At 42.3% G+C, this 25576-nt stretch carries 18 protein-coding genes; 10 read left to right on the plus strand and 8 right to left on the minus strand.

What is annotated here, in order from left to right; translation table 11 throughout:
- Positions 1 to 36: 36 nt before the first annotated feature.
- Positions 37 to 1635 (plus strand): malate synthase A, encoded by a 1599-nt coding sequence (gene aceB / locus L0P88_RS15110; RefSeq protein ID WP_247130765.1) that lies wholly within the window; start codon positions 37 to 39, stop codon positions 1633 to 1635.
- Between the two features lie 92 nt (positions 1636 to 1727).
- On the plus strand, positions 1728 to 3005 hold the full coding sequence (gene aceA / locus L0P88_RS15115) for an isocitrate lyase (protein WP_247130766.1): 1278 nt from the start codon (positions 1728 to 1730) through the stop codon (positions 3003 to 3005).
- A 439-nt stretch (positions 3006 to 3444) separates the two neighbouring features.
- On the opposite strand, the gene L0P88_RS15120 is transcribed toward aceA, so the two are convergent.
- The 5 genes from L0P88_RS15120 to L0P88_RS15140 all read right to left on the minus strand — a co-directional run bounded on the left by L0P88_RS15120 (position 3445) and on the right by L0P88_RS15140 (position 8418).
- The gene (locus tag L0P88_RS15120) at positions 3445 to 4239 is read right to left on the minus strand and encodes a LytR/AlgR family response regulator transcription factor (protein ID WP_247130768.1); all 795 of its coding nucleotides are present in this window, start codon (positions 4237 to 4239) and stop codon (positions 3445 to 3447) included.
- A 58-nt stretch (positions 4240 to 4297) separates the two neighbouring features.
- Positions 4298 to 5341, minus strand: a complete 1044-nt coding sequence (locus L0P88_RS15125; protein ID WP_247130769.1) for a sensor histidine kinase — start codon at positions 5339 to 5341, stop codon at positions 4298 to 4300.
- Between the two features lie 45 nt (positions 5342 to 5386).
- Positions 5387 to 6754, minus strand: coding sequence for an exonuclease domain-containing protein (locus L0P88_RS15130; RefSeq protein ID WP_247130770.1), 1368 nt, complete (start codon positions 6752 to 6754; stop codon positions 5387 to 5389).
- A gap of 87 nt (positions 6755 to 6841) precedes the next feature.
- On the minus strand, positions 6842 to 7636 hold the full coding sequence (locus tag L0P88_RS15135) for a hypothetical protein (protein WP_247130771.1): 795 nt from the start codon (positions 7634 to 7636) through the stop codon (positions 6842 to 6844).
- A 203-nt stretch (positions 7637 to 7839) separates the two neighbouring features.
- Complete coding sequence (locus L0P88_RS15140) at positions 7840 to 8418, minus strand: RNA polymerase sigma factor (protein WP_247130772.1); 579 nt, start codon at positions 8416 to 8418, stop codon at positions 7840 to 7842.
- A gap of 215 nt (positions 8419 to 8633) precedes the next feature.
- Here L0P88_RS15140 and L0P88_RS15145 point away from each other — a divergent pair, with 215 nt between their 5' ends.
- The 8 genes from L0P88_RS15145 to aspA all read left to right on the plus strand — a co-directional run bounded on the left by L0P88_RS15145 (position 8634) and on the right by aspA (position 21551).
- Positions 8634 to 9782, plus strand: coding sequence for a FecR family protein (locus L0P88_RS15145; protein ID WP_247130773.1), 1149 nt, complete (start codon positions 8634 to 8636; stop codon positions 9780 to 9782).
- Positions 9783 to 9982: 200 nt separating this feature from the next.
- The gene (locus L0P88_RS15150) at positions 9983 to 13360 is read left to right on the plus strand and encodes a SusC/RagA family TonB-linked outer membrane protein (protein WP_247130774.1); all 3378 of its coding nucleotides are present in this window, start codon (positions 9983 to 9985) and stop codon (positions 13358 to 13360) included.
- A gap of 17 nt (positions 13361 to 13377) precedes the next feature.
- On the plus strand, positions 13378 to 14982 hold the full coding sequence (locus L0P88_RS15155; protein WP_247130775.1) for a SusD/RagB family nutrient-binding outer membrane lipoprotein: 1605 nt from the start codon (positions 13378 to 13380) through the stop codon (positions 14980 to 14982).
- Positions 14983 to 14996: 14 nt separating this feature from the next.
- A complete protein-coding gene (locus L0P88_RS15160; RefSeq protein WP_247130776.1) occupies positions 14997 to 16169 on the plus strand; it encodes a hypothetical protein in 1173 nt (390 codons plus the stop codon).
- 60 nt (positions 16170 to 16229) lie between these two features.
- Complete coding sequence (locus L0P88_RS15165) at positions 16230 to 18008, plus strand: IPT/TIG domain-containing protein (RefSeq protein ID WP_247130777.1); 1779 nt, start codon at positions 16230 to 16232, stop codon at positions 18006 to 18008.
- Between the two features lie 48 nt (positions 18009 to 18056).
- A complete protein-coding gene (locus L0P88_RS15170; protein WP_247130778.1) occupies positions 18057 to 19526 on the plus strand; it encodes a hypothetical protein in 1470 nt (489 codons plus the stop codon).
- A 216-nt stretch (positions 19527 to 19742) separates the two neighbouring features.
- Entirely contained in the window at positions 19743 to 20138 is a 396-nt protein-coding gene (locus L0P88_RS15175) for a hypothetical protein (RefSeq protein ID WP_247130779.1), read from the plus strand.
- Positions 20139 to 20150: 12 nt separating this feature from the next.
- Positions 20151 to 21551, plus strand: a complete 1401-nt coding sequence (gene aspA / locus L0P88_RS15180; protein WP_247130780.1) for an aspartate ammonia-lyase — start codon at positions 20151 to 20153, stop codon at positions 21549 to 21551.
- Between the two features lie 89 nt (positions 21552 to 21640).
- Here aspA and L0P88_RS15185 read toward each other — a convergent pair whose 3' ends face one another.
- From L0P88_RS15185 to L0P88_RS15195, 3 genes are read right to left on the minus strand one after another with little or no spacing between them, the layout of a single operon-like run.
- Entirely contained in the window at positions 21641 to 23035 is a 1395-nt protein-coding gene (locus L0P88_RS15185; RefSeq protein WP_247130781.1) for a tagaturonate reductase, read from the minus strand.
- 15 nt (positions 23036 to 23050) lie between these two features.
- The gene (gene uxaC / locus L0P88_RS15190) at positions 23051 to 24475 is read right to left on the minus strand and encodes a glucuronate isomerase (RefSeq protein WP_247130782.1); all 1425 of its coding nucleotides are present in this window, start codon (positions 24473 to 24475) and stop codon (positions 23051 to 23053) included.
- Between the two features lie 39 nt (positions 24476 to 24514).
- Entirely contained in the window at positions 24515 to 25546 is a 1032-nt protein-coding gene (locus tag L0P88_RS15195) for a LacI family DNA-binding transcriptional regulator (protein WP_247130783.1), read from the minus strand.
- Between the last annotated feature and the right edge of the window lie 30 nt (positions 25547 to 25576).

Raw genomic sequence — 25576 nt, forward strand, 5'->3', positions numbered from 1 at the left:
TTGAAATATCCTTGTATGGACAAAAAACATACTATCATGGAAGAGACATTGATTGCCAGCACCCAGTTGCAGTTTTCTGAAGAGGTAACAAATTACTATCCCGAGATACTGACGGATGGTGCCTTGGAATTTTTAGTAGGTCTACATCAACGGTTCAATAAAGGAAGATTGCAGTTATTACAGGAACGAATAAAAAGGCAGTCCCAATTGGATGGGGGAATCTTTCCCACGTTCCCCAAGGAAACGGAACAGACCCGTAAGGCAGATTGGAGTATTCCGTACATCCCCGAGGATTTACAGGACAGAAGGGTTGAAATAACCGGCCCAGTAGATAGAAAAATGGTCATCAATGCCTTGAATTCGGGTGCCAAAACCTTTATGGCGGATTTTGAGGATAGCAATGCTCCCTCCTGGGAAAACTGTATGGAAGGGCAGTACAATTTAATTGATGCCAATAAGGGTACCATCAGTTATTATGATATCAAAAAGGAAAAATCGTACAAACTCAATGACCAAGTTGCCGTTCTTTTGGTACGGCCCCGTGGGTTACATCTCAATGAACGTCACCTGTTGATCAATGGAGAAGAGGCCTCCGGAAGTTTGGTGGATTTTGGCCTTTACGTTTACCATAATGCCAGAACACGTATTCAGAATGGTACGGCTCCCTACTTTTATTTGCCTAAACTGGAACATTACCTGGAGGCAAGATGGTGGGATGAGGTCTTCACTTTTGCCGAAGAGTATTTGGGTATTCCCGTAGGCACCTTCAAGGCTACGGTACTCATTGAAACCATTACTGCCAGTTATCAATTGGATGAAATCATTTATGAGCTGAAGAATCATATTGTGGGCCTTAATTGTGGTCGATGGGACTATATATTTTCCTATATCAAGAAATTTAAGAACCACCCGGAGTTCATTTTACCCGATAGGGACCAAGTGGGGATGACCGTTCCCTTTATGGACGCCTATTCCAGATTGGTGATTCAGCGTTGCCACAAAAGGGGAATCCATGCCATGGGGGGAATGGCGGCCCAGATACCCATTAAGGACAATCCTGTGGCCAATACGGCCGCCCTGGAAAAAGTACGCCTTGATAAGGAAAGGGAAGTTAAAAATGGCCATGACGGTACGTGGGTGGCACATCCGGCCCTGGTTCCAATAGCAATGGCCGAATTTGACAAGCATATGCCCGCCGCCAATCAATTGGATAAGATGAGGGAGAACGATACCATTACCGAAGCGGATTTAATTGCCATTCCAAAAGGTACCATTACCGAAGTTGGTATTCGAAAGAACATCAATGTTGGCATCCTATACCTGGAAGCTTGGTTACGGGGCAATGGATGTGTGGCCCTTTACAACTTAATGGAGGATGCCGCTACGGCCGAAATCTCAAGAACGCAAATCTGGCAATGGCGCAAGTATCAGGCACAATTGGAAGACGGTAGGAAGTTTACGAACGAACTCTATGATCAAATTTTTGCTGAAGAAGTGGAAAAGATCAAACACTTAATCGGAGAAGCCAACTTGGCCAATACCAAGTTTAATATGGCATTTGAACTCTTTGATGAGTTGGTAAAATCCAGGGAGTTTCAAGAATTCCTTACCCTAAAGGCCTACGATAAGCTTTAACTAAGGAGCAATAATTAACTATAACAACAAAAAAATCCCAGAAATGGGCGAACATTAGCTGGGATTCATTTCAAATTCGAAAATTTAAAATTATGGAAAAAAGAGAGAAAATTCAAGCATTGGTAACCGATTGGACCGTAAATCCAAGGTGGAAAGGTGTAGAAAGACCTTATACTGCAGAGGAGGTGATCAACCTTCGCGGTTCCTATGACATTGAGTATTCCATTGCGCGGATGGGAGCCGAAAAATTATGGGAAAAGCTTACGACCCAGGATTTTGTGGCGGGACTTGGGGCATTAACGGGAAACCAGGCCATTCAAGAGGTGGAAGCAGGTCTGGAAGCCATTTACCTAAGTGGCTGGCAAGTGGCTGCGGACGCCAACCTGGCCGGTGAGATGTATCCGGACCAATCCCTTTATCCTGCCAATAGCGTCCCTATGGTGGTGAAACGCATTAATAATGCTTTACTACGGGCGGACCAAATACAAACGGTCAATAAGACCAAAGGAAAAAAAGACTATTTGGTGCCTATAGTTGCCGATGCGGAAGCTGGATTTGGAGGAAACCTAAACGCCTTTGAGTTGATGAAATCCATGATTGAAAATGGCGCTTCCGGAGTACATTTTGAAGACCAGTTGAGTTCTGCAAAAAAGTGTGGCCATTTAGGGGGAAAGGTATTGGTCCCTACCCAGGAAGCCATAAATAAATTGATAGCAGCACGTTTGGCTGCAGACGTTATGGGCGTTCCCTCGGTAATTATTGCAAGGACAGATGCGGATGCCGCTAACTTATTGACAAGTGATATTGATGAACGCGACCATAAATTCATAACCGGAAAGCGTTCCCCGGAAGGCTTTTTCTATGTAAAGAATGGCTTGGAACAAGGTATTGACCGTGGATTGAGCTACGCTCCTTTTGCCGATTTGATTTGGTTGGAAACCTCTACCCCGGATTTGGAGCAGGCCAAAAAATTTGCAGATGCAATCCATGCCCAATATCCAGATAAGATGTTGGCGTACAACTGTTCCCCTTCGTTTAATTGGGCGGCAAAACTAAGTGTGGCGGAAATGGAAACCTTTAGGGAGGAACTGGCGGCTATGGGCTATAAATTCCAATTTATTACCCTGGCAGGGTTCCATGCCTTAAATACCAGTATGTTCGAGCTTTCCAAATCGTACAAGGAACGCGGAATGGCCGGATATTCCGAATTGCAACAACGGGAGTTTGCCTTGCAAAAAGAAGGATTTAAAGCGGTGAAACATCAAGGCTTTGTTGGAACCGGTTACTTTGACGCAGTTCAAAATATTGTTACCTCCGGAACAGCAAGTACAGTAGCTATGAAAGGAAGCACAGAGACTGCTCAGTTCTGATCTATCCTGATTTTAGTTGGTTGAAAATGCCCCTTTTTTGGGGCATTTTTTTTGTGGGCCCCGGAAGATCTAAAAAATGTTAAGAAAATCACAATATTGTTAACATTTTCTACGTTTTAATACCTACCTTTATAAGGTAACATTACGGGTTCTTTTAAATGTTTAAGCGTTTTGTAAAGAGGGTGGGGACAATGAATTGTATCATGCTATTGGTTGTGCTTTCAATTATCATTGTCTCTGAAGTACTTTTCCTGAGTGGAAAAAAGATGGATGCTATATTTATTGCATTCTGGGCACCTACCATTTTAGGTTTTATGAACTACCTGAAGTATAAGAAATAATGGATTTTATCCTAGGATACTCAATTATAGTTGCACTGATCTTTATAGTGTGGTTGGTCTTTGTGGCCAGAATGTACGATAAAATGAAAAAATAGCGATTACGATACCCCCTTTAACCAGCTTTTAAAATTCCTGACCCTATTTCTGCTGACCACCATATCCATCTTAAACCTGCTGTTCAATCGAATTTTTAAGCGATTGTTGAAGTAATCCTCAACGGAATGGATTTCATCAATGGAAACGGTAATCTTTCTATTGATCCTAAAAAATTGCTCCGGGTCCAATAACTCCTCAAGACGTTCCAAGGTATAATCTATAATATGGTTATTGCCCGATTTGTCCACTAAATGGGTCTGTCCCTCATCGGAATAGAAACAGGTAATCTGATTTAAGGTTACAAGTCTCAATTTATTCCGCACCCGTACCAAAAACCTTTTCTTGTATTTGGGTGTTGAAATAGAGGATACCATCTGGTCCATCCTGGCCAAATATTCATCCTCGTCCACTTTTTTAAAGGACCAATACTTATTTAGGGCGTCATTGATATCTTGGAGCTTTGCCGGTTTTAGAATGTAATCAATACTGTTGTACCTAAAGGCCTCAATCGCATAGGAATCAAACGTGGTCAAGAATATTATGGGCTTTTCTATGGTCAGGGAATTCAACAATTCGAAACAGGTGCCATCACCCAAATGGATATCCATAAAAATGATATCGTAAATCGGTTGTTCACTAAAGAAGATCAGGCAATCCGAAATACTGTCGAGTTCGGCAACAATTTCATGCTCAATTCCGGAATCGTTGATAAGCTTCTTAAGATATGCCGAAGATATTGGTTCATCCTCTACAATGACTATTTTCAATAATTTCCCCATTTTTATAACTGAATTCACAAACCTAGTTTTAAATTATTACTTAGTTGATAAATGAGACACCAATTTTGTCGTAGTGTCACATTTTGATGAGGGGGATTTTAAGGATGAAATCATTTTCTCCTTTTACTATTTCTATTTTTTTATTGGTTAATAACTTATAGCGGTTAGCTATATTTTTTAGCCCAAAACCGTTGTTGAACATGTCATTGGACTTTCTTTGCAGGTTGTTCCTTACAATGAGACAATCGTTTTGTGAAATGACATCTATGGTCAAAGGTTTTTTTCTGGAAATAATATTGTGCTTAACCGCATTTTCAATACCTACTTGAAGGGCCAATGAAACAATTTTCTTTTCCTGTTCGTTGTCTTCAATCTGAAAATTGAAGTTTAGGTTGTTTCCAAAACGTTGACTGAGCAGTTCAGAATACGCATTGATATACTCCATTTCTTCCTTGACAGAGACCAGGTCCTTGTCCGAGGCTTCCAAAATACATTTATAGATATAAGAAAGTTTGTGCACAAATTCTTTTCCTTTTTCTTTATCCTCATCAATAAGATAAACCAGTGTATTTAAGCTATTGAAAAGAAAATGAGGGCTTATTTGATTTCTTAGACTTATCAACTGTGAGGATATCCGCTCTTTTTCCATTCTTTCTTCCTTGATTTTAACCTCGTTGAGCTCAGCGTACATATGGAGCGATTCGTATATACAGATGTCCACCAGAAGAATGATGCCCCCCACAACGATTTCCATTCCGATAAATGGATCTGTATATCCGGGCAATTTTATAGCTACCAAGGGCCTTAAATACAAAATGGAAAACAGCATTAATGCCCAAAAAGGAAGGTATAACAAGGGTAATAAGGTCCATCTTCTATGCCTATTGGTATATCCGGGGTATTTTTTTACGATTGCTATATAAAAATTTCTGGTCATAATCCATAAAATGGATATTCCTATGAGTTGTATGGTCCATCTTAGGACAAAGGGAACGAAAGAAACTTCAAACAGGGCCCCACCAAAATAGATGCCCATGGAAATCGAAGTATTGAGGATTATGCCTACTATGGACAATAAGGTATCGTCAAAACCTAAAATTTTTTTTGCATTGGAAAGCACGGATATGGGTTAGTTAATGTTGGCCGTTCTAAGGTACTAAATAATCTAAAACAAGGTTTTTAAATCATCCATTTTCAGTACGGCATTTTCCAGAATCCGTTGGGTTTCAAATGTATTCTTTTGGGGTATAAGGAAGGCCTTGAGGTCCTCAATCGAAGAAATGGAATGCGTTATATCAATAAAACCGTATCCCACGTACACATTGTTTTCCATTAGGATAAATGCGTTTTCTTGGGCATTTCTTCCCGGTTGTCTAAGTACCAATTGTGCAATGGGCCTTGAAATGGAAGCAATGGCATTCCTGACCTTGGAATTGTATTCCGGAATGTTCTCCTTGTTTTGACAGTCGCCTTTGCAGTTGTTTTGTAGACATAGGCCACTGCTTGAGGTGGCAGGTACCAATTGGCAGTATTTGGGGCAAAGGCCGTAATCTTCACATAGTGTTTTTAAAAAGATCCGACAATCGGTTGGATTGCCAAAGGCCACCAAGGGTTTCGTTAGTTGCTTTGTAGGCGTAAACCCTAAATGTAAGATGCCATTTCGGTCTTCATAACTAAAAATACCGTACCGTTTTACCGTACGTTTTTGTGCGCGGTTGTATTTGGGAAAATGCTCCTTTATGGCAGCAGACTCCATAAGCAATGCAATAAGTTCACTTCCGGATAGTTCAAAATCAATATTTGCAATTTCCCTACATAGACGTACCTCATGTTCGGATTTATCATAAAAATGACCCAGGACCCTTTTTTTAAGGTTTTTGGCCTTGCCTATATATATGATACTGCCCACCTGGTCCAGGAAGAAATAAATTCCAGGCTTATTGGGAATTTTGTCCACTATTTTTTTGTCCAAATGAGGTGGAAGGGTAGCTTCTTGGTTCTTTGAATTCAGGAAATCGGTCAGGATTTTTTGGGCATTTGACCTTTGTAAAAGCCGTTTAAAAAGAAGAACGGTTGCTTCGGCATCCCCTTTCGCCCTGTGTCTGTTTCTTATGGGAATACCCATGGCGGAACACAGTTTTCCCAAACTATAGGACTGTAAACCGGGAACCAGTTTTCTGGAAAGACGAACTGTGCAAAGCTTTTTACGGATAAAGTCCACTCCCAATTGTCGGAATTCCTCTTTTATGACCCCATAATCAAAATTTACGGCATGCGCCACAAAGACACAATCTTTGGTTATTTCCAGGACCTCATGGGCAATTTGATGAAACGTAGGTGACCGTCGCACCATTTGGTCGTCGATTCCTGTAAGTCCTGTAATAAAGAAGGGAATGGGGCATTCAGGATTCACCAAACTCGTAAATTCATCAATAATGTCCTCCCCATCGAATTTAAAAATGGAAATCTCAGTGATCTTATTCCCCTTTAGACCATTTCCAGTGGTTTCTATGTCAACAATTGCGTAATGCATGTGGTAGGACAAGTTACATAAAGCCCATGAAGTCATCCTAAAAAACAAGGAAGTAAACCGGAAACCGTATCATTTGATTTTACGCCTTTACTCGAAGCAAAGACCTTTATCTTCACAGAAAGTTTGTTTGATCTGTTCCTCGGTCAATCCCAATAGTTCAAACTCAAGACGAACCCCACTAAGTGCTTTCATCTTTTCTTCAAAACTTTCTTCTCCCAAGAGATAAAAGGAATAGTATTCCAAATCCTCGGGGTTTGGGTTGGGTTCGGACGCAACGGACCAATAATAGGTGGTGTCGGGTTTTAGGGAAATGCTCTGTGGGCCTATCACAATGGTATTTCCATTGGTGGCTATTTTAAAAGGGCTTTTTGTATCGCCCTCTTGCAGAAAAAAGTAGCTTAGGCCCGTAGGATTTGGTTTTGTCCATACAAAGGGAATTTCACGCATGAAAAGACTTACGTCATTTTCCGGACTTTGGAGGGATACGGAATTGATCGACTTCAACACTATATTAGTGCCCTGTTTTTCATTCTCATCCCACAGTTTTTTCCATATATCCTTCAAATAGGTAAAAGAAAATGGCCCCTGTTTTTCCTTTTTGGTGTAACGCTTTATACGTGTATAAGGAACAATGACCTTTTTTTTCAATTCGTACATTACACCATTGGTATCGGTAAGAAGTACTTCATCCCCCTCGTCCAATGTCAGAAAATGACCAGCTTTGATAAACATACCCTTGCTTAAGACAATGGAGTCGTTCAACATCGCCCCACCTTGTACCTGAAATACGCAATAACCGGTTTCCAACTGTTGCGCCCATGAGGATTGAATGCCTGCAAAGCTTCCAATGACCAACAATACCGCTAAAAAAGACTTTTCCATACTTACTTTTCTTTTATATTGTCGAGGGTCCAATGGTACACAAGTTACTTATGTTTTCGTTAGCGAAAAAAGGAAAACCTTATGGATCGATGTGCTTTTTGTTTCGGTGATGTAAAATACTGGGTGAAAGGTACATTGGTATTGGGCCTGTTTGCCTTGCCGGGTATGGAAAGAATAATGGGAAGTCCGTTGTTCAAAAAGTTTCACTTTCCCTTAAAAACGAGAAAAAGCAATGCTTGGATTTTTGGACGAAGTTGCTTCCGAAGTCTTGAAAACGCCTTTGTGATCTGTGCCTCTACGGTTTTGACGGAGATGTTGAGATATTGGGATATTTCCTGGTTGGTCAATCCCTCTTTTTTACTCATCACAAATATGCGCCTGCACTTCTCAGGAAGTTTGTTGATTTCTGAATTGACGAGTTCAATGAGCATATCGTTCTTGTTGGAATTCTCATGGGCCATTATCGAATTCAAGGTTTTAAAATAGCGCTCTTCAAGTGAGGACATGGACTTTTGCCTCCGATAGGTATCCACAAACTCATTGTAGGTAAGTTTATGAAGGTATGCCTTTAGGGATTGTTCAGGTTTAAGTCCCGCTCGGTGCTCCCATACCTTCAAAAACACATTTTGGACAATATCCTGGGATTTTGCCTCATCCCGTATTAAACCATAGGCAAACACACAAAGTAGATGATGGTATTCCTGGATAAGGAAAGAAAATGCCCTTTCGTCCCCCATCCTTAGAAATTCAATCAGAACACTATGTTCCCTGAATTCCAACATACGGTCCATTTTGATGATTCATAGAGCGGAATACGATTTGTCTCGAGGGAGCGCATAAAAACCATGCTGCCCTCTTAAAGGGGTTGAATTTTGGTTAAATGGAAGAATCCTTAAATGTCCAGATTGTTCACTACTAAATGTACAATTTTTAAAAAAAACATAAAAAAAGTAGGGGTGTTGTCGATTTGCTCCGTATTAAGTTAAAAAGGTGTTAAATGTCTACCCAAAAAGCCTATTACCTTATTGTTAAATTTCTTTCTGACAAGTTGAACGAAGAGGAAAGAAAACAACTTGAAACCCTACTTGAAGATCCTGAAAATGAAAACTTATTTTCAGAACTGGTACACACCAACTTTGCCTCCGAGTACAGCCTAAAGGAATTTTCCTCTGCCGGACTTCAAAAAGTCCTTCGGGAAAAAATCTGTAGTGAAAAGCGTCCTTTACGGGTAAAAAAAATGCAACCTATCCTGAAATATGCTGCCGTATTGGTCCTTATTTTGGGAATCGGCTACTTTTTTAGTGAATACCTTTTTGTAACGGATCAAGGTAACGGTAAAATCATTCCGAAAGACGATGCCATTGTACTTGAGCTCGAAGATGGGAAAACCGAGATTTTGAACCCATTGGTTTCCAAAGCGGTTCAAAACGATCAAGGCTTGGTTGTGGGCCAACAAGAGAAAAATGTAATTAGGTATACGAACAAGTCGGATGTTGAAACCATAGTGTACAATACCCTACATGTACCTTATGGCAAACGATTTGACTTGGTCCTTTCGGACGGGACAAAGGTTTATCTCAATGCCGGGACCTCATTAAAGTATCCAGTGAAGTTTTTGCCCGGAAAGAAACGGGAAGTGTTTCTGAGTGGGGAAGCATTCTTTGATGTGGAAAAAGACCGGGAACATCCCTTTGTTGTAAATGCGAATGAAATGGATGTTGAGGTACTGGGGACCAAATTTGTGGTGTCCCTCTATGAGGAAGATGCCTCAACTTCTGTTGTTTTAGTGGAAGGTGCCGTTGATCTGTCCATAGAAAATACCGGGAAGAACACACTTTTGGCTCCTGGGACAATGGGGGTTTTGGATTCCGGTACCACCGAAATCATAACAAAAACGGTCGACACCAATTTTTATACGTCTTGGATGGATGGAGTTTTAATATTCAGGGGCCAGACATTTGGAGCAATCGCAAAGAAACTGGAGCGCATCTACAATGTAAGTATAGACAACGAAAACACTGATTTCAATAACGAAGTTTTCAATGCAAGCTTCAACAATGAGTCCATTGAAAACATATTGGTCTACTTCAAGGACAGCTACGAAATGGAATACACCATAGAAAATGGAAAAGTCATAATTAAATAATAAATCAATGAAATAGAGAACCAAATAAACACAGAAGTTGTGAAATGGGGTGCAAAAAACCGAAGAATGTTGCAGCATTCCTCGGTATTAGAAGGATGACCATCCCAGAGGGACTAATCAATAACTAACGATTCAAAAATATGAAAAAACCTCCAAAGGAAAGTTGGGGCAATTCCTACACTTTCAAATTTGATTTGAAGATGAAAATTACCACGTTCTTCCTGATTACAGTAATTTTTGGTATGTACGCGGACGACAGTTATTCGCAACGAACACGAATAACACTCAATGTAAAGGACATTCTTATATCAGAAGTCTTTGATGAAATTGAAAAGACAACCGAATTTAAATTTATCTATAGCATAAATAATGTGGATTTGGAACGGAAGGTTTCCATAAACGTAGAGCAGCTTAGGATCCACAATGTGCTACAATCTTTATTCTATAATACCAGTACCGTCTATAAATTAAGGGGTAGGCAGGTTATTTTGACAAAACTGCCACCACCTGCCCCAAAGATTGAGGTAAGTGATAGCCTCCAATTGGCACAGGAAAAATGGATAGTACGGGGTTTGGTAGTGGATAACTTGGGAGTTCCACTGCCAGGGGTTTCCGTTGTGGAGAAAGGGACAACCAATGGTGTGGCTTCGGATTTTGATGGCAATTTCGAGATTATCGTGGAAGAAGGAGCGGTATTGGTTTTCTCCTCGATCGGTTTCCTCTCATTGGAACTGGCTGCCAGTCCAGACTTCATGAATATAAAGATGAAGGAAAACATCAGTGAACTGGAGGAGGTGATTGTGGTTGCACAAGGTATTACCAAGGACCGAAAGGCCTTGGGCTTTGGAGTTGCAAAAGTCAATACCGCAGAGACCGAAGGTCGACCGGAGGCCGATGTTACCAGAACATTGCAGGGCAAGATTGCCGGTGTACAAATTACACCAAGTAGCGGTAGTAGCGGTGATTTTACCAATATTACAGTTAGGGGCAACCTATCACTGACCCAAGGGAACAACGCATTGATTGTAGTGGACAATGTGCCTTTTTCCGGTAATCTCTTGGATATTGATCCCAATAGTATTGCAAATATTACCGTATTAAAAGGGCTAAATGCGTCTGTTCTCTACGGAAGCTTGGGAAGAAACGGGGTAATTCTCATTGAGACCAAAAGCGGGAGTGCAAAAGTGGGCAAAAGAAGTTTTACGGCCAGGCTCTCACAGACCGCTTATACCAATAACGTTGCCAACCTCCCAGATTTTCAAAATACTTATGGCGTAGGAAACAATCTGGTAACGGATGCAAGTACCGTGGGAAACCTTGGAAGCAATGGTGCCCGTTTCACTGATGTGGATTTTGTTCCCCATCCACTTGCGGGAAACCCGAGCTTCCCTGAGTTTCCAGCGAATGCTGTAGTGCCCTTTGAGCCCGTTCCTAATAACGTAAGGGATTTTTTTAATACGGGGATTGGTCAGATTACGGCACTTAATATTGATGCTACAGGGGAAAAAACCTCCTTGAACTTTTCATTGGGCTATACTTCAGAAGGTGGTATTTTAGGAAACAATGACTTTCAAAGATTCAATATTGGCGTAGGAGGCACCGCCCAACTTACGGATAAACTTAAATTGTCCTCTTCCATTTCCTACAGCGCCAGAACAAGAAACTCCTATGTTCCCGTAGATATTCTTAACGATGGTGAACAAGAGGACATCCTTCAGAACCTGTATATTGTCCCAAGAAGTCTGGATATCCATAGTTTGCCCTTTGAAGATCCTTTAACAGGTGCCAGCGTATATTACCGGTCCAATCGTGAAAACCCTTTGTGGACTTTGGAGAATACCGGTAGGGAACGAACAACGAGAAGGATCAACGGTGTTACAAACCTTACTTATGAATTCAATAAGAACCATAGATTAAAATACAGGGGCGCATTCCAGTATCAAACTGTGAATCAACTAACATTCAGAAATAGGGGAGGTGTAACCGATGATATTGAGGATAGCCTTGGTTCGTTGAACCTTGATGCGTTTACCGAAACGATTGCGGATAATACCCTGATTTTTGAATCCAATTTTCAGCTATCCGATCATATAGGCCTGGATTCGCAAATTGGGGTCAATTCCAGATTTGAGGTTGATACATCACAAGAAACCGATCTCAATGACCAAATCGTTTTTGGGGTGCTAAGACCCAACAATTTTAGGGTGCCCGACCAGGGAGACTATGATGAGGGTAAGGAAAACCTTTTGGGCGTATTTGGTCAATTTGATTTCAACTACAATCAATATTTATACTTGAACCTATCGGGCAGGTTGGACAAAGGTTCTACTGTGGAAAGTGAGAATCAAAACTTGTTCTATCCCGGAGTTTCACTGTCATTCATTCCTACCTCGGCCTTTGACTTCAAGAATAGTTTTGTCAATTTTTTAAAAATTAGGGCTGCCTATGCCACTTCTGCTGGGTTTCCAGGGAGGTTCAATACCAGGAACAGGTTAATTTCCGACCCCAGGAATTTTAGTGACATCAATGGCAATTTAATTGTGGCCAATAACTTTTCCAGAACGTTAGGAAATATTGGTCTGGGCCCAGAATTGCACAGGGAATTTGAACTGGGTTTGGAAGGTAATTTTTTCGATAATGCCATTACATTACAGGTCTCCGCGTTCAACAGAATCTCCGAAGATCAAATTTTTGAAACTGAGGTTGCCCGCTCAACCGGTTTTGATGATACGTTTATCAATGCAGGAAGGCTGGATACCCGAGGGTTGGAACTGGATTTGAGCGTAAGCCTTTTTAGGAAATCGGAATTTAACTGGGACATCCGGAACACCTTTGCCACATTTACAACGGAAGTTGTGGAATTGGCGAACAATGCAACACGTCTGGAAGGAGATCAGGATTTGGTGGTGGGTGAGGACCTGGGCGCTATTTTGGGGAGCTACGTAATGCGCGACCCAAATGGGAATGCCCTCATCAACCCAGCAACAGGGGTGGTAATAGCCAGTGATGATGTAGGGTTGCAGCCTGAGGTGATCGGGAGCACAATTCCCGATTTTACGGCCACTTCCATTCACACCTTCCGATACAAAAACTTCAGTTTGTCCACACAGTTGGAATACACGCACGGGGGTGATTTATTGTCACCTGTTGTGGAGCTGCTTTTGGAAAGGGGAATTACCACAGATACACGGAACAGGGAAGGAAGTTTCCTGGTTCCGGGAGTGTTAGGTGATGTTTTTACTGGCCAACCACTTTTGGATGCCAATGGGAACACCATTCCCAACACTTCCCAAATCACGGGGAACAATGCAGTTTTCGCCAATTTCTACGACCCCGATGAAAACATCACTTTTGATGCTTCCGTTTTCAGGATACGGGAGATAGCCCTATCCTATAGCCTAACCAAGGATGTAGTGGGTAAATTGCCCTTTCAAAGTATTGATTTTTCCGTAAGCGGAAGAAACGTTTTCTTCCATGCCCCTAACTTTCCTAGTGGAATCAACCTCGATCCCGAAACAGTGGAGTTGACCACACCTACCACAAGAAGATATGCCTTCACGGTTTCCGTTAATTTCTAAATGCTAATTTGAGAAAGATGAAAAAAATATTAAATCTATTGTTATTACTGATATTCGTCTCCTGTGAGTTGGGAGATTTTGGGGAAAGCTTTCAACAAGATCCAAATGTCTTGACACCTGATCAGGCCGATCCCAACTTTGTACTTAATGAAATACAAAGAGAGACTGCTGATTTTTTTCAAGATTTAAGTCGGACCACCGATGAGGTGATGCGATACACGGTTTTAAATGAATCATATACCGACGTGGCCAGTCCAACAGCCTTGAATAACGAGTATAGTGATTTGTATCAGATGTTTCAAGATGAAACGATTATTACCAATTTGGCCGAAACGGATAATGCTTTGCTGTTCCACAGGGGCATGTCCAATATCCTAACATCTTTTTCCATGGTCACCATGGTGGATTATTTGGGGGATATTCCATATACGGAGGCGGTACGGACCGAAGAGCAGATTTTAAATCCGGCGCCGGATGATGACGAATTTGTTTACAATGCCATGCTGGATAGATTGGATAGGGCCATTGTTGATTTGGAGAATGCAGCCCTGCCTCCGGCAACGGACCAGTACTATGGGAACGTAGGTAATTTTGACGACCAAAAACGAGCATGGATACGATTGGCCAGGTCAGTGAAGTTGAAGATGTTGGTGAACATGGGGGATACCGATGGAATTAATACGTTGCTTGCCGAAGGGGACTTGATTACTGCGGCAGAGGATGATTTTCAATTCCAATATGGGACATTGCTCGTTGATCCCGTTAGCAACCATCCTGATTTTAATGATGGCTATGCTCCCGGGGGATTTGACCAATTTTTGGGCAACTCCTTTTTGGATTTATTGTTGAACCATAAAAGCATCAGGGACCCTCGGTTGCGTTACTATGTGTACCGACAAAGTTCATCAGATCCCACGGACGTATTGTTGGGCTGTGTGGATGCTCCTCTTTTTGACTTTTGTTACTTGGGCGATTCCTACTATGGAAGGGATCATGGGGATACCAGGGCACGTGGTGCCGATATTGTTTTTAGGGCCACGTTTGGTCTGTATCCTGTGGGGGGAACATTTGATGCGGATAATCCCAGTGATCCAAACTTCGCCTTTGATAGTGCACATCAAACAGGCGGGGGTATACTTCCTATTTTATTGTCCTCGTTTATGGATTTCCTTAGGGCAGAGGCAGCGCTGACTCTTGGCACCAATGACGATGCAGCTACACTTTTGGAATCCGGTATCCGGAAATCCATGGATAAAGTATTAAGTTTCTCAGGGAGTCCGCAGGCCGATTCCCCTTTTGCGGCCACAGAAGCGGATGTAGAGGCCTATGTTACAGAGGTAATGGGCAATTATGCTGCGGCAAGCAATGATCGGGAAAGGTTGGATATCATCCTTACCGAATACTATTTGGCCTCCTATGGGAATTCCACGGAATCCTATAATGGTTATAGGCGAACCGGATTCCCATCCGTCTTCAGTGCACCAATTTTTGATCCCAACACTCCATTTCCAAGATTGTTTTCGTATCCGCAGGATGAGGTTATCAATAATGGTCAGATTGACCAGCAACCCATTACGACCCAAGTATTTTGGGATACCAACCCACCCGGATTCATTAATTAAAAATAGTGTTCACGATGAAAAAAATATACATACTTGCTTTGTTCGTCTTAGGATTGGCTTGCAGCGACTCAACCGATGTGCTTGAAGAAAACTTTACCCGGGGTGGATTGGTGGTTTGGGAGACGGTGCCAAGTAGTTTCACACTTAATTTTGCTGAAATCGAAACCACTGAGTTTTCCCATGTGGTGGAGGACCCCAATGAAAATATTGTTTCTTATGATCTAAGGCTGATCTATGATGGGATTGTGGTAGATAAATTTATCACACTCACTACATTTCCTACAACACTTACGATAACAGCTGCAAATCTTTTACAGGTTTTGAATTTGACCCCCGACGAAGTGGATCTGTCCATTCCATTCGAATTTTTAGCCACGATTACCACTACAGAGGGTGTTTTTGATGGAGCGCCGGTAGACTTTGATAGTGCTACCAATACCAATAATGGAGGGAATTCTGCAACGGAGCTGTTTGACAACCCGGCATTCAACCAAGCCATTAGCTTTTCACTGAATTTCTTGATTCCACCGCCACCCAATATAGGAGGAACCTTCTTTGAAGAACCTTTTGGATCTGCAGGCGACTACGAAAGGGATGATCCCATAGCTGAAGGTGAACTGTTCAACAACCCGGGACAGCCCTCTGTACAACATACGGCACTTGGTCCCATAGGGGAAAACGAAATTGGGTTTAGAACTTTTTTCTCAAATCCGGATATGAGTGCGGGAAGTCCAGGGTTTGATGATGAAAACATTGGTGTGACCACGGATGCTTCACTAGTAGGAGGTTTTTTTGACGGGGGCAGCCAGGCATATCGTTTGGAAGATACGGATGGAGTGCTAATAATACTTTTTGATCGGGTTGAAATAAATCCAAGTGTTCACCCGCAAACGGGCGTACGGATACAGTTTTATCCAGGAGAGACAGCTTGGGAACCTGAAGACTTTTTGAGAATCAAAGCAGAGGTAGAAAGAGGGGGCGTGACAGAGACCGTTGTGCTTATAGACGTAATCGGTGATGATGACCCGGATGGTAATGATATTGAGACCACTTATATGGGGCAATGGAATATTGCCACTACCGAACTTTTTGATGGGGTCACTGCCTATACCTTACAAATAGAGGCACAGACCGGGGTCAATGCTGAGTTCATTTATTTTGATGAGATGCTAATTTATCTTCCTTAATAAACTGATCACATTGCTGGTCTTATTCAATAGGTATAAAGTCTATTTAAAAAACTAAAAATGAAAAAACAAAATAAGTTACTAAAAAGAATGGTTCCTGCCTTGATGGCCATGCTGGTCGTCTTGAGTGTTGGATCTTGTGAAGATGAGGATTTCAGGGTCATACCGGAGGCGGAAAAAGAACCTATTATTTCTGGCATTGAACCCGCATCAACTTACATTGGTGCTACGATTACCATAACGGGTACTGACTTCAGTCCAGCGGTTGTGAATAACAAAGTGCGTTTTGGTGATATTCCCGCAACGGTTACAGCTGCTTCTGAAACGGAATTGACCGTTATTGTTCCAGAAGGAACAGTTGATGGTAGTACCATCGTTATATCGAAGGCTGGCTTTGAAGTGGAAGGACCGGCTTTTGCGTTAATTCCTACACCTATAATCACAGAATTGGATGTAACCGGGGCTACTGTTGGCGAAACCATCATGATTAGAGGGCAGGACTTTGGATCTACCGTTGCCGAAAACGTGGTCGAATTCAATGGGGTCACAGCTGAAATTATCGAAGCTTCTACAATAGAACTTACGGTCATCGTACCTGACGGGGCCACTACAGGTCCACTTACAATTGAGGCACTTGGTCAGATAGTTACCCTAGAGATCTTTACTATAGCACCAACCATTATTTCTTTCGAACCTCTTATTGGGGCGGCAGACGAAGAAATAATGATAACTGGGACCAATTTTAGCGCTGTTGCGGTAAATAATAATGTTACGTTCAATGGTGTACTTGCGGAAGTGGTTTCAGCAACGACCACAGCGTTGACGGTAAAGGTTCCACCAAAGGCCAGTTCCGGCGCAATAGCAGTTGAAATAGAACAATTATTGAGTGTAAGTGAGATGGAGTTTACTACTATACCTAGTATTTCGTCATTTGTACCTCCATTGGGATCTATGGGAAGTGAAATAACCATCAATGGTGGTAACTTTGGTACGGTAGCTTCCGATTTGGAAGTGTTTTTTGGGGGCATAGCGGCAGAAGTAGTTGAAAATAGTGTTGATTTTATTTCAGTAATTGTCCCGGATGGACTGGAAGATGGGGTTAATGAGGTTACGGTGACTTTGGCGGGTCGGACCTCTCAACCAGCTGAATTTACGGTCATACCTTTGGTCACTTTTGGGTTTACCAGTTTTGAGGAAGTACCCACCTTTGGTCTCAACCCAGATTCGGATGCGTTCCCTGCATTTAGGTATCCACGTCCGGCAGAATCCCAAGATCCGATGCCAAATATTCAGGATACGGACCCGACCTCCCAAGTGCCCTTTGTGGCTTTTGCCGGAGGGGGCGAAGAGCTTGGCTTTATAGCAACTTTTGAAGCGGGCAGTGTATCTGCAATAGAGGAGGAACGTTTAGGTGTCTATAACAATACCTCCATAAATGCTGAACCCCAAAACTTTGGTCTTCCTTTTGTAGACGGGCAACAAGGCTATGTGACCTCCGATTTGGATGGCAGGTTGCTATTACGATTTGATACCATGACCAACCTTAGTCCAGATATAACAAATGCGATATTGGAAGCACGTATATTTTTTAGATCGACTAGTTGGGAAAGTGCCGACGGTATCGAAATATTTTATGAAACCGCGGACGGTTTGGGAGACCCAATTTTGTCATTATTAGGAGATGCTGTTGAAGCTATTGAGGGTGAATCCATACTCCATTCCGTTTCCTTCCCTGTTGATAGGTTACAGGAAGGGAGGCTTGTAGTCATCTTCACCAATGGAGGAGATAGTGAAACAGTTTCCCTTGACTATATAGCCATTAGGGGAGTTGCCCCATAGCCGTTGAATTAAATACAGAATAAAATGTTAATTCTTAGAAAACATAGTATGGAACAGAAAATAAGATTACTGCTTGGTGCCATCGCCATTTTAGCGCTGACTTTGGGGGGGTGTGATGACGATGATCCGGAAATTGTTACGGAACAAGGTGAAAGAAGGGTATTCTTCAGTGCCCAGAATGTGGAAGTAGGTCGGGAGAGTTCCAGACCTTTTGAAGTTGATCTGGTTTACCAGGGACCTGCTACAAATGAGACCATAGAAGTGTCCTACACAATAAGTTTCCCAAACGAGAACGGTGCAGTGGAGGGTGAGGATTTCATATTGCCCAAGTCCAATTCCTTTATAATTGAAAAAGGGAAGGACGTTACCCGGGTGGTGTTGCTTCAAAGACTGTTGGACAATCAGGATGCGCAGCAAAACAGGACTTTGACCTTTGAGCTACAAGCACAAGAAGGTATTGTGATTGGAAACTCATCTAATGAAGGGGGGTTGATTACGGTAACCATTGACCCGGCAATTGACCCTGCCGATCCAGAAGATTTTATAGGAGACAAAAAGTTTTCCTTTGTATCGGAAGGAATAACCTATAAAATCCCTTATTTCTCGAATAGTGAAGATATAATCGATACCAATGATACCAATATAACTACAGCGGTTATTGCGGTACATGGGTCTGGGTTAAATGCAAATGGGCAATTTGAATCTATATCCGTTGCCGCTCAAATGGAAGCTACTAATTTAGATACCTTGCTTTTAGTGGCGCCGCAGTTCATATCTGAAGATGAGCTTAATGAATTTTCACTTGATGCAGAACATTTGTATTGGACCAGTAGTTGGCGTATTGGTTCTACTTCCCGAGATGAGGACGATTATCCAAGAGAAGGACGGTTTTCATCTTTTGAGGTCATGGATTCGTTGATAACGAGGCTTTCCGAATACCCAAATATGAAAAAAATAGTACTTACCGGACACTCTGCGGGTGGACAATTTACAAGTAGGTACGTTATGAGTTCACCTATTGTTGAAGCGTTGGCAACCAAAAATATAACTATGAACTTTGTCGTAAACAACCCAGGAACATATACCTATATGGATGATAGGCGTAAAGTTCTGGGAACCGAAAATACCTTTGAGGTACCCGCATCTTTTATCATTGAGGATTGCCCGGATTACAATGAATATGGGTTTGGTTTGGAAGATTTGTTTTCCTATTTGGAAGATGTTGGTGGTGCAGATGTCATTCGTGAAAGGTTGGGGCAGCGGGAAGTCACTTATTTAATTGGTCAAAACGATAATGATCCCACTCCCGAGGAAACGAGTATCAATGAGCAGTGTGAGGCAATTCTCCAAGGGAGAGATCGGTTTGAAAGGGCCACAAATTATTTTGATCATTTGATCGATTTCTACGGTCCTTCAATTCTTGAAAGACAGGAATTGTTCGTCGTACCCGGAGTTGGTCATAGTAGGAGCGGTATGTATCAATCGGAAATCGGCCGCCGGAGCATCTTTAGGAATTGATTGGGTATGGATACTATAATGGAACAACAGCTTCTGATTTTATTCAGTCATATTTGAGTTAGTTTAGTTATGTAAATGAAAAGGTACGGGAACACTACCTGTACCTTTTCTTGTAGAGACTTTAACTATTTGGATCAAAAGGGAATAGCGCTAAATATAAAATAATGGCACAAGGTCTATCCTGCACACTTTTTGTCCTGATTATTGCTTTTTTTAATGAAGTATCATAGTGAGAACAATACCATTTTTTCCCACCAAGAAAATGGTTACGAATCTTTTGAATCATTCGTTTTAAACAATTTTGTTTGTTTCAAAGTCCACAAGTGGGAGAAGGGAGGCCATGGTTTACTACCCATTAACAACATCTTTGGCAAAGATATTGGGGATAAGAAATTTACCGTTACTGAAGGATTGGGCATAAAATCACGGCAGCAGACCAGTCTGACCAATAGTAATATCCCAATAGCGAAAAACGTTCCTGCGATCACATTAAATCGTGGAGGTAAAGGAAGCAGTACCCATTCATGGAAGGAAAGTTGGGCAAACAAAGAGGGTGCCAAGAATATTAAGCTTACCTTACTGGTCCTAATGGCCGAAGCCGGTTTACTATAAATAAATGACTTCATGAAAACACGGAAAGAGATCGATTTGATCGGGAGCTTGGAGGTGCCCAAAGAATCATATTATGGGATTCATACCATAAGGGCACTAAATAATTTTCAAATATCAAAAGGAGTAATAGGTGACTATCCCATTTTTGTAAAAGCCATGGTACTTACCAAAAAGGCCTGTGCATCGGCGAATAGGGATTTGGGCATCCTTTCCAGGTCCAAAGCAGAGATGATTGTTAAGGCTTGCGATACTATCCTTGAGGATGTGGAAAAATATAGCAAGTTTTTCCCTGTTGATGTTTTTCAAGGAGGCGCTGGGACCTCTGTGAATATGAATACAAATGAGGTCGTTGCCAATGTAGCGCTTGAACAGCATGGCCATCCGAAGGGCAGTTATAACGTCCTTCATCCGAATGACGATGTGAACATGTCGCAATCCACCAATGATGCCTATCCCACGGGATTTCGCTTGGCACTTCATTATTATTTGGAAATCCTTTTGGAAAGGATTGAAAAACTGATACATGCGTTGGAAGATAAGGCCAAAGAATTTGCCAAGGTCCTAAAAATGGGACGTACACAGTTGCAAGATGCCGTACCCATGTCCTTAGGTGATGAATTTCATGCTTGGGGCGTAAACCTAAGGGAGGAGATCAAAAGTTTGAAGGCGACCAAAGCACTGATTTTAGAAGTGAATTTGGGAGCCACTGCCATTGGAACGGGAGTTAATGTACCTAAAGGATTTGGTGAGCTTGCCATTAACTATCTGACCCAGTTTACCGGAATAGGTTTTGTGCCCTCGGAAAATCTTATTGAGGCCACATCGGATTGTGGTGCATATGTAATGATTTCCGGTGCGTTAAAAAGGACGGCGGTTAAGCTCTCCAAAATTTGCAATGATTTAAGATTGTTGTCCTCGGGGCCTAGATGTGGTTTAAATGAGATAAACCTACCAGGCATTCAGGCAGGTTCTTCCATTATGCCCGCTAAGGTGAACCCTGTGGTACCTGAAGTGGTAAACCAGGTTTGTTTTAAAATTATAGGCAATGATGTAACGATTTCATTTGCTGCTGAAGGAGGGCAACTGCAGCTTAATGTTATGGAACCGGTCATAGCACAATCCCTATTTGAATCCATTGAGCTGTTATCCAATTCCTGTGTGGGTTTAACGGAAAAGTGTATCGTGGGAATCACGGCCAATGCGGAACATACCAAGACAATGGTTATGAATTCCGTAGGCTTAATCACATTTTTGAATCCCCATATTGGACATCATATGGGGGATATTATTGGAAAGGAAGCGGTTAAAACAGGTAAATCCATACGTGAATTGGTATTGGAGAAAAAATTATTGACCGAAGAGGAATTGGATCGTATCCTGGCAATTGAAAATCTAATGCACCCTGAATTGTAGGTGTTTTTTTGTGACGTAACAGGTATACATTGTTACCGGGCGAACACTACATATTTGATCTAGCGGAATGGAAAACCTTTAAGGAAAGGCTAGATGAGGCTTTTTACGTGTTGTTTTATAAAATCCGATAACGGCTCCTTTTGGGTTAAGTCCATACCCCATAAGGCCTTATTGGATAGAATTTTATGAACGGCTAACTCCGTATTGCCCGTTTTCCATACCGTTTTAAAGAAGGAAAGGGTGGTGCTATCATCCTTGATTGCAATGTTTTGGGGATTTCTGTGGAACACCAATAGGTAGGCAAATGCGGTTGCAAGTCCCTTCGGGACTTTCTTATGTCGTTCCATATAGTGCAATATACTGGGCAAGACACGGACCCGAAATTTTGAAACCGAATTTAAGGCAATGTCCAACAGTTTATGGCGAATAAAGGGATTTCGAAATCGGTCAAGTACGGTATTGGCATAGATTTCCAGTTCGGTTTGGGGCATATCCAATGTGGGCATGATTTCATTAAATATGATCTCTTTTAGAAAAGTACCCATCTTTTCATCTTCCATAACCTCCCTAACTTCGGTAAAGCCGTTCAAGTATGCCACAGGAACCATTGTGGTATGTGCACCGTTTAAAATTTGAACTTTTCGGGTGCGGTAGGGGGTTAGATTGTCCGTGAAGACCACATTTAAACCAGCTTTGTCAAAGGGCAGTCTTTCTTGAACCTCAACAGGGCCTTCAATGACCCATAAATGAAAAGGCTCGGCCTTGACCACAAGGGTATCGGTATATCCCATGCTATTTTGGATATCGTGGATAAACTCTTTTGGAAATCCGGGAACAATACGATCCACTAGGGTATTACAAAAAACCACGGTCTTGGATATCCATTTTTTAAAGGCTTCCGAGAGTGCCCAATTCTCACTGTATTGGAGGATGCAGTCCAGCAACCTTTCCCCATTTCGGTCAATCAACTCACAGGGAAGAACGGTCAATTGTGTTGGGGGATTCCCTTTAAAATAATGGAATCGATGATTCAAAAACAATGTAAGTTTCCCTGGAAAGGAATTTGGTAGGGCCGAAGGGGCAGTATCATTTTCATCAAAAAAAATCCCAGCCTCCGTAGTATTGGAAACAATGAATTCCAGATGGGGATTCTCCGCCAGGCGCAGGAAGCCTTCAAGGTCTTGATACGGATCTAAAACCCCTCTTACGGAAGTGATCAATCTAGTACTTTGAACGTTTTTTCCCTGGTCCATCCCTTCCAAAAGCACATGGTACAATCCCTCCTGACCATTGATTGCTTCGCCCATCCCTTTTGGAATGGGTTGGACCATTTGGACATCCCCATTAAAATCCGTTTTTTCATTCAGAATATCAATCATCCAATCCACAAAACCCCGGAGAAAGTTTCCCTCCCCAAATTGCAGGATCCTAACAGGTCGTTCTGGCACGGTGGCCACCGTAGTTCTATTGAGCAGTAGGTTCATGGTAACATTTGGTCTTTAAAATCCAAAATAGGTTTTGGCGTTATGATAACAGATATCACTGACAATTTTTCCCAACCATTTGGCATCTGCGGGCAATTCCCCGTTCGCTACATCAATGCCAATGAGATTGCATAATATCCTCCGGAAGTACTCGTGGCGGGGGAAAGACAAAAAGCTTCGGGAATCCGTGAGCATTCCAATAAAACAACTGAGCAAACCAAGATTGGAAAGGCTGTTCAATTGCTTCTCCATACCATCTTTTTGATCTAAAAACCACCAGGCCGATCCAAATTGCATCTTACCCTTGGTGCTCCCATCATTGAAATTGCCCATCATGGCGGCGAACACTTCATTGTCGGCCGGGTTCAAGTTATAGACAATGGTTTTGGTCAATTGATCGGTACTATCCAGAAGGTTTAGAAAGCGCGCCAAGGGCATGGCTTGTTCAAAATCACCAATACTGTCAAAACCGGTATCGGGGCCCAATCTTTTAAGCATTCGTGTATTGGTGTTTCGCAGGGCACCCAAATGGAACTGTTGTACCCAACCCAATCGATGATAGCTTTTGGATAAGTGTATCAGGGTCTCAAACTTAAAGTAAGCGATCTCTTGGGGCGACAGCGGTTTGCCATTTAAAACCTGTTGGAACAATTTGTTCACGTCCCATTCTCCCAGTTCAAATGCATACAACTGCTCCAGACCATGATCCGCACTTTTGCAACCGAGTTCGTCAAAGAGTTCCATACGTTGGTCAAGGGCAGAGATCAAATCGTTGTAGGTCCTTATTTCATTGCCCACGGCAGCTCCCAAGCGTTCTAAATAATGGCGATAGTTTTCAAGATCGTTAACTGCGTAAGCCTTATCGGGCCTAAACGAAGGGATCAATCCAAAGGATTCCTTATCCGCTTTGTACTGTTGGTGGTAGTGCAGGTCATCGGTGGGATCATCGGTAGTGGCCACTATTTCGACATTCATTTTCCGGAGTAGGCCCCTGGTTCTGAATTCCTTTTTTTGCAATAGTTCCTGTGAAATTCCGTAGATGTCATCTGCACTGTTCTTATCCAAGAGTACGGGAAGCTCAAAATAACGTTCGAGCTCCAAATGGGTCCAGTGGTACAACGGATTGCGAATGGTATAGGGTACAATTCCTGCCCACTTGGAAAACTTTTCCTTATCCGGAGCACTTCCGGTAATGTACAATTCATCAATGCCCATGGTCCGCATGGCACGCCATTTATAATGGTCGCCCTTTAACCATACTTCGGTTAAATTATTGTATTGATGATCAATGGCTATCTCCTTTGGCGAAAGATGGTTATGGTAGTCAATTATGGGCAATGGTTTTGCATAATCATGATAAAGGGTCTTGGCAAAATCCCCCTGTAACAAAAAGTCTTCACTAATAAAGGATTTTTGTGTTTTGTGCAATCGTTTGTACATTGTATTTAGTGTAGTTAATGCCATAATAATCTTAGATCATCAAGGTACGTTCCTTAAGGATGATGCCCGGACAATGAGTTCAGGCTGAATAACCGTTTTTTTGGGAATAATCTTCTTTTTCTCCGAATTCAATGCGCTAAAGAACAGATTTGCTGCCGTTTGCCCCATTTCTATGGGAAATTGGTTGACCGAAGTCAGTGGAGGGTCTGTAAAAGAGGTAAATGGCTCGTTCAAAAAGCCTACAAGGGCTACATCATCGGGTATGTTCAAGCCATTTTCCTTTAAGACCTGCATCGCTCCCATAGCGGCGTAGTCACTGGCAGAAAAGATGGCATCAAAATCCACCTTCCCCTGTATCAGTTGTTTGGCATGTGCCCTCCCATCTTCCAGTTGAAGATTACCGCTAAAAACCAAGTTGTGTTTCGGTTCAATACCGTGATCTTGAAGCGCATTGACGTAGCCTCGATGGCGTTCCTTGTAAATATCGATTTTCCGTTCTGAGGTAAAATGGACGATACGTTTACACCCTTGTTCAATTAAATGGGCCGTGGCCATATAAGCCCCTTGATAGTCATCGATAACCACCTGACCGGTCTGCAATTGTGGGGTGGTTCGGTCAAAGAGTACCAACGGTAATCCCCTGTCCAAAACCTGTTTATAGTGATTGAAATGCTCCGTATTCTTACCGATGGAAGCAATAATGCCGTCCACCCTGGCATTCAAAAAAGCTTTGACGGCATTTTCCTCGTTCTCAAAAATCTCATTGGATTGACTAACAATAACCCTGTAATCCAGGGAATTGGCCACTTCCTCCACTCCCCTGATAATGGAGGAGAAAAAGGCCCTGTTAATGGTTGGGACCAACATACCTATGAGTTGTGTACGCCCACTTCGCAAGGCAGAGGCGATATGATTGGGCTCATAGTCCAATTCCCGGGCAGCTTTGAGCACGGCCTTCCGAGTGTTGTCACTTATTCTGGGATTGCCATTCAATGCCCTGGAAACGGTTGAAGCCGTAACATTGAGTCGCTCTGCAATATCGTGTATGGTCGTCTTTTTAGAATGCTCCATCCCTGTACAACGGAATTTTGGTAAAAATAA

This window comes from Muricauda sp. SCSIO 64092 (assembly GCF_023016285.1).
Taxonomy (GTDB): domain Bacteria; phylum Bacteroidota; class Bacteroidia; order Flavobacteriales; family Flavobacteriaceae; genus Croceivirga.

Coding starts and splice junctions, on each gene's coding strand:
- aceB (WP_247130765.1), top strand. CDS start 37: ATGGAAGAGACATTGATTGCCAGCACCCAGTTGCAGTTTTCTGAAGAG.
- aceA (WP_247130766.1), top strand. CDS start 1,728: ATGGAAAAAAGAGAGAAAATTCAAGCATTGGTAACCGATTGGACCGTA.
- L0P88_RS15130 (WP_247130770.1), bottom strand. CDS start 6,754: ATGCATTACGCAATTGTTGACATAGAAACCACTGGAAATGGTCTAAAG.
- L0P88_RS15135 (WP_247130771.1), bottom strand. CDS start 7,636: ATGGAAAAGTCTTTTTTAGCGGTATTGTTGGTCATTGGAAGCTTTGCA.
- L0P88_RS15140 (WP_247130772.1), bottom strand. CDS start 8,418: ATGTTGGAATTCAGGGAACATAGTGTTCTGATTGAATTTCTAAGGATG.
- L0P88_RS15145 (WP_247130773.1), top strand. CDS start 8,634: ATGTCTACCCAAAAAGCCTATTACCTTATTGTTAAATTTCTTTCTGAC.
- L0P88_RS15150 (WP_247130774.1), top strand. CDS start 9,983: ATGAAAATTACCACGTTCTTCCTGATTACAGTAATTTTTGGTATGTAC.
- L0P88_RS15155 (WP_247130775.1), top strand. CDS start 13,378: ATGAAAAAAATATTAAATCTATTGTTATTACTGATATTCGTCTCCTGT.
- L0P88_RS15160 (WP_247130776.1), top strand. CDS start 14,997: ATGAAAAAAATATACATACTTGCTTTGTTCGTCTTAGGATTGGCTTGC.
- L0P88_RS15165 (WP_247130777.1), top strand. CDS start 16,230: ATGAAAAAACAAAATAAGTTACTAAAAAGAATGGTTCCTGCCTTGATG.
- L0P88_RS15170 (WP_247130778.1), top strand. CDS start 18,057: ATGGAACAGAAAATAAGATTACTGCTTGGTGCCATCGCCATTTTAGCG.
- L0P88_RS15175 (WP_247130779.1), top strand. CDS start 19,743: ATGAAGTATCATAGTGAGAACAATACCATTTTTTCCCACCAAGAAAAT.
- aspA (WP_247130780.1), top strand. CDS start 20,151: ATGAAAACACGGAAAGAGATCGATTTGATCGGGAGCTTGGAGGTGCCC.
- L0P88_RS15185 (WP_247130781.1), bottom strand. CDS start 23,035: ATGAACCTACTGCTCAATAGAACTACGGTGGCCACCGTGCCAGAACGA.
- uxaC (WP_247130782.1), bottom strand. CDS start 24,475: ATGTACAAACGATTGCACAAAACACAAAAATCCTTTATTAGTGAAGAC.
- L0P88_RS15195 (WP_247130783.1), bottom strand. CDS start 25,546: ATGGAGCATTCTAAAAAGACGACCATACACGATATTGCAGAGCGACTC.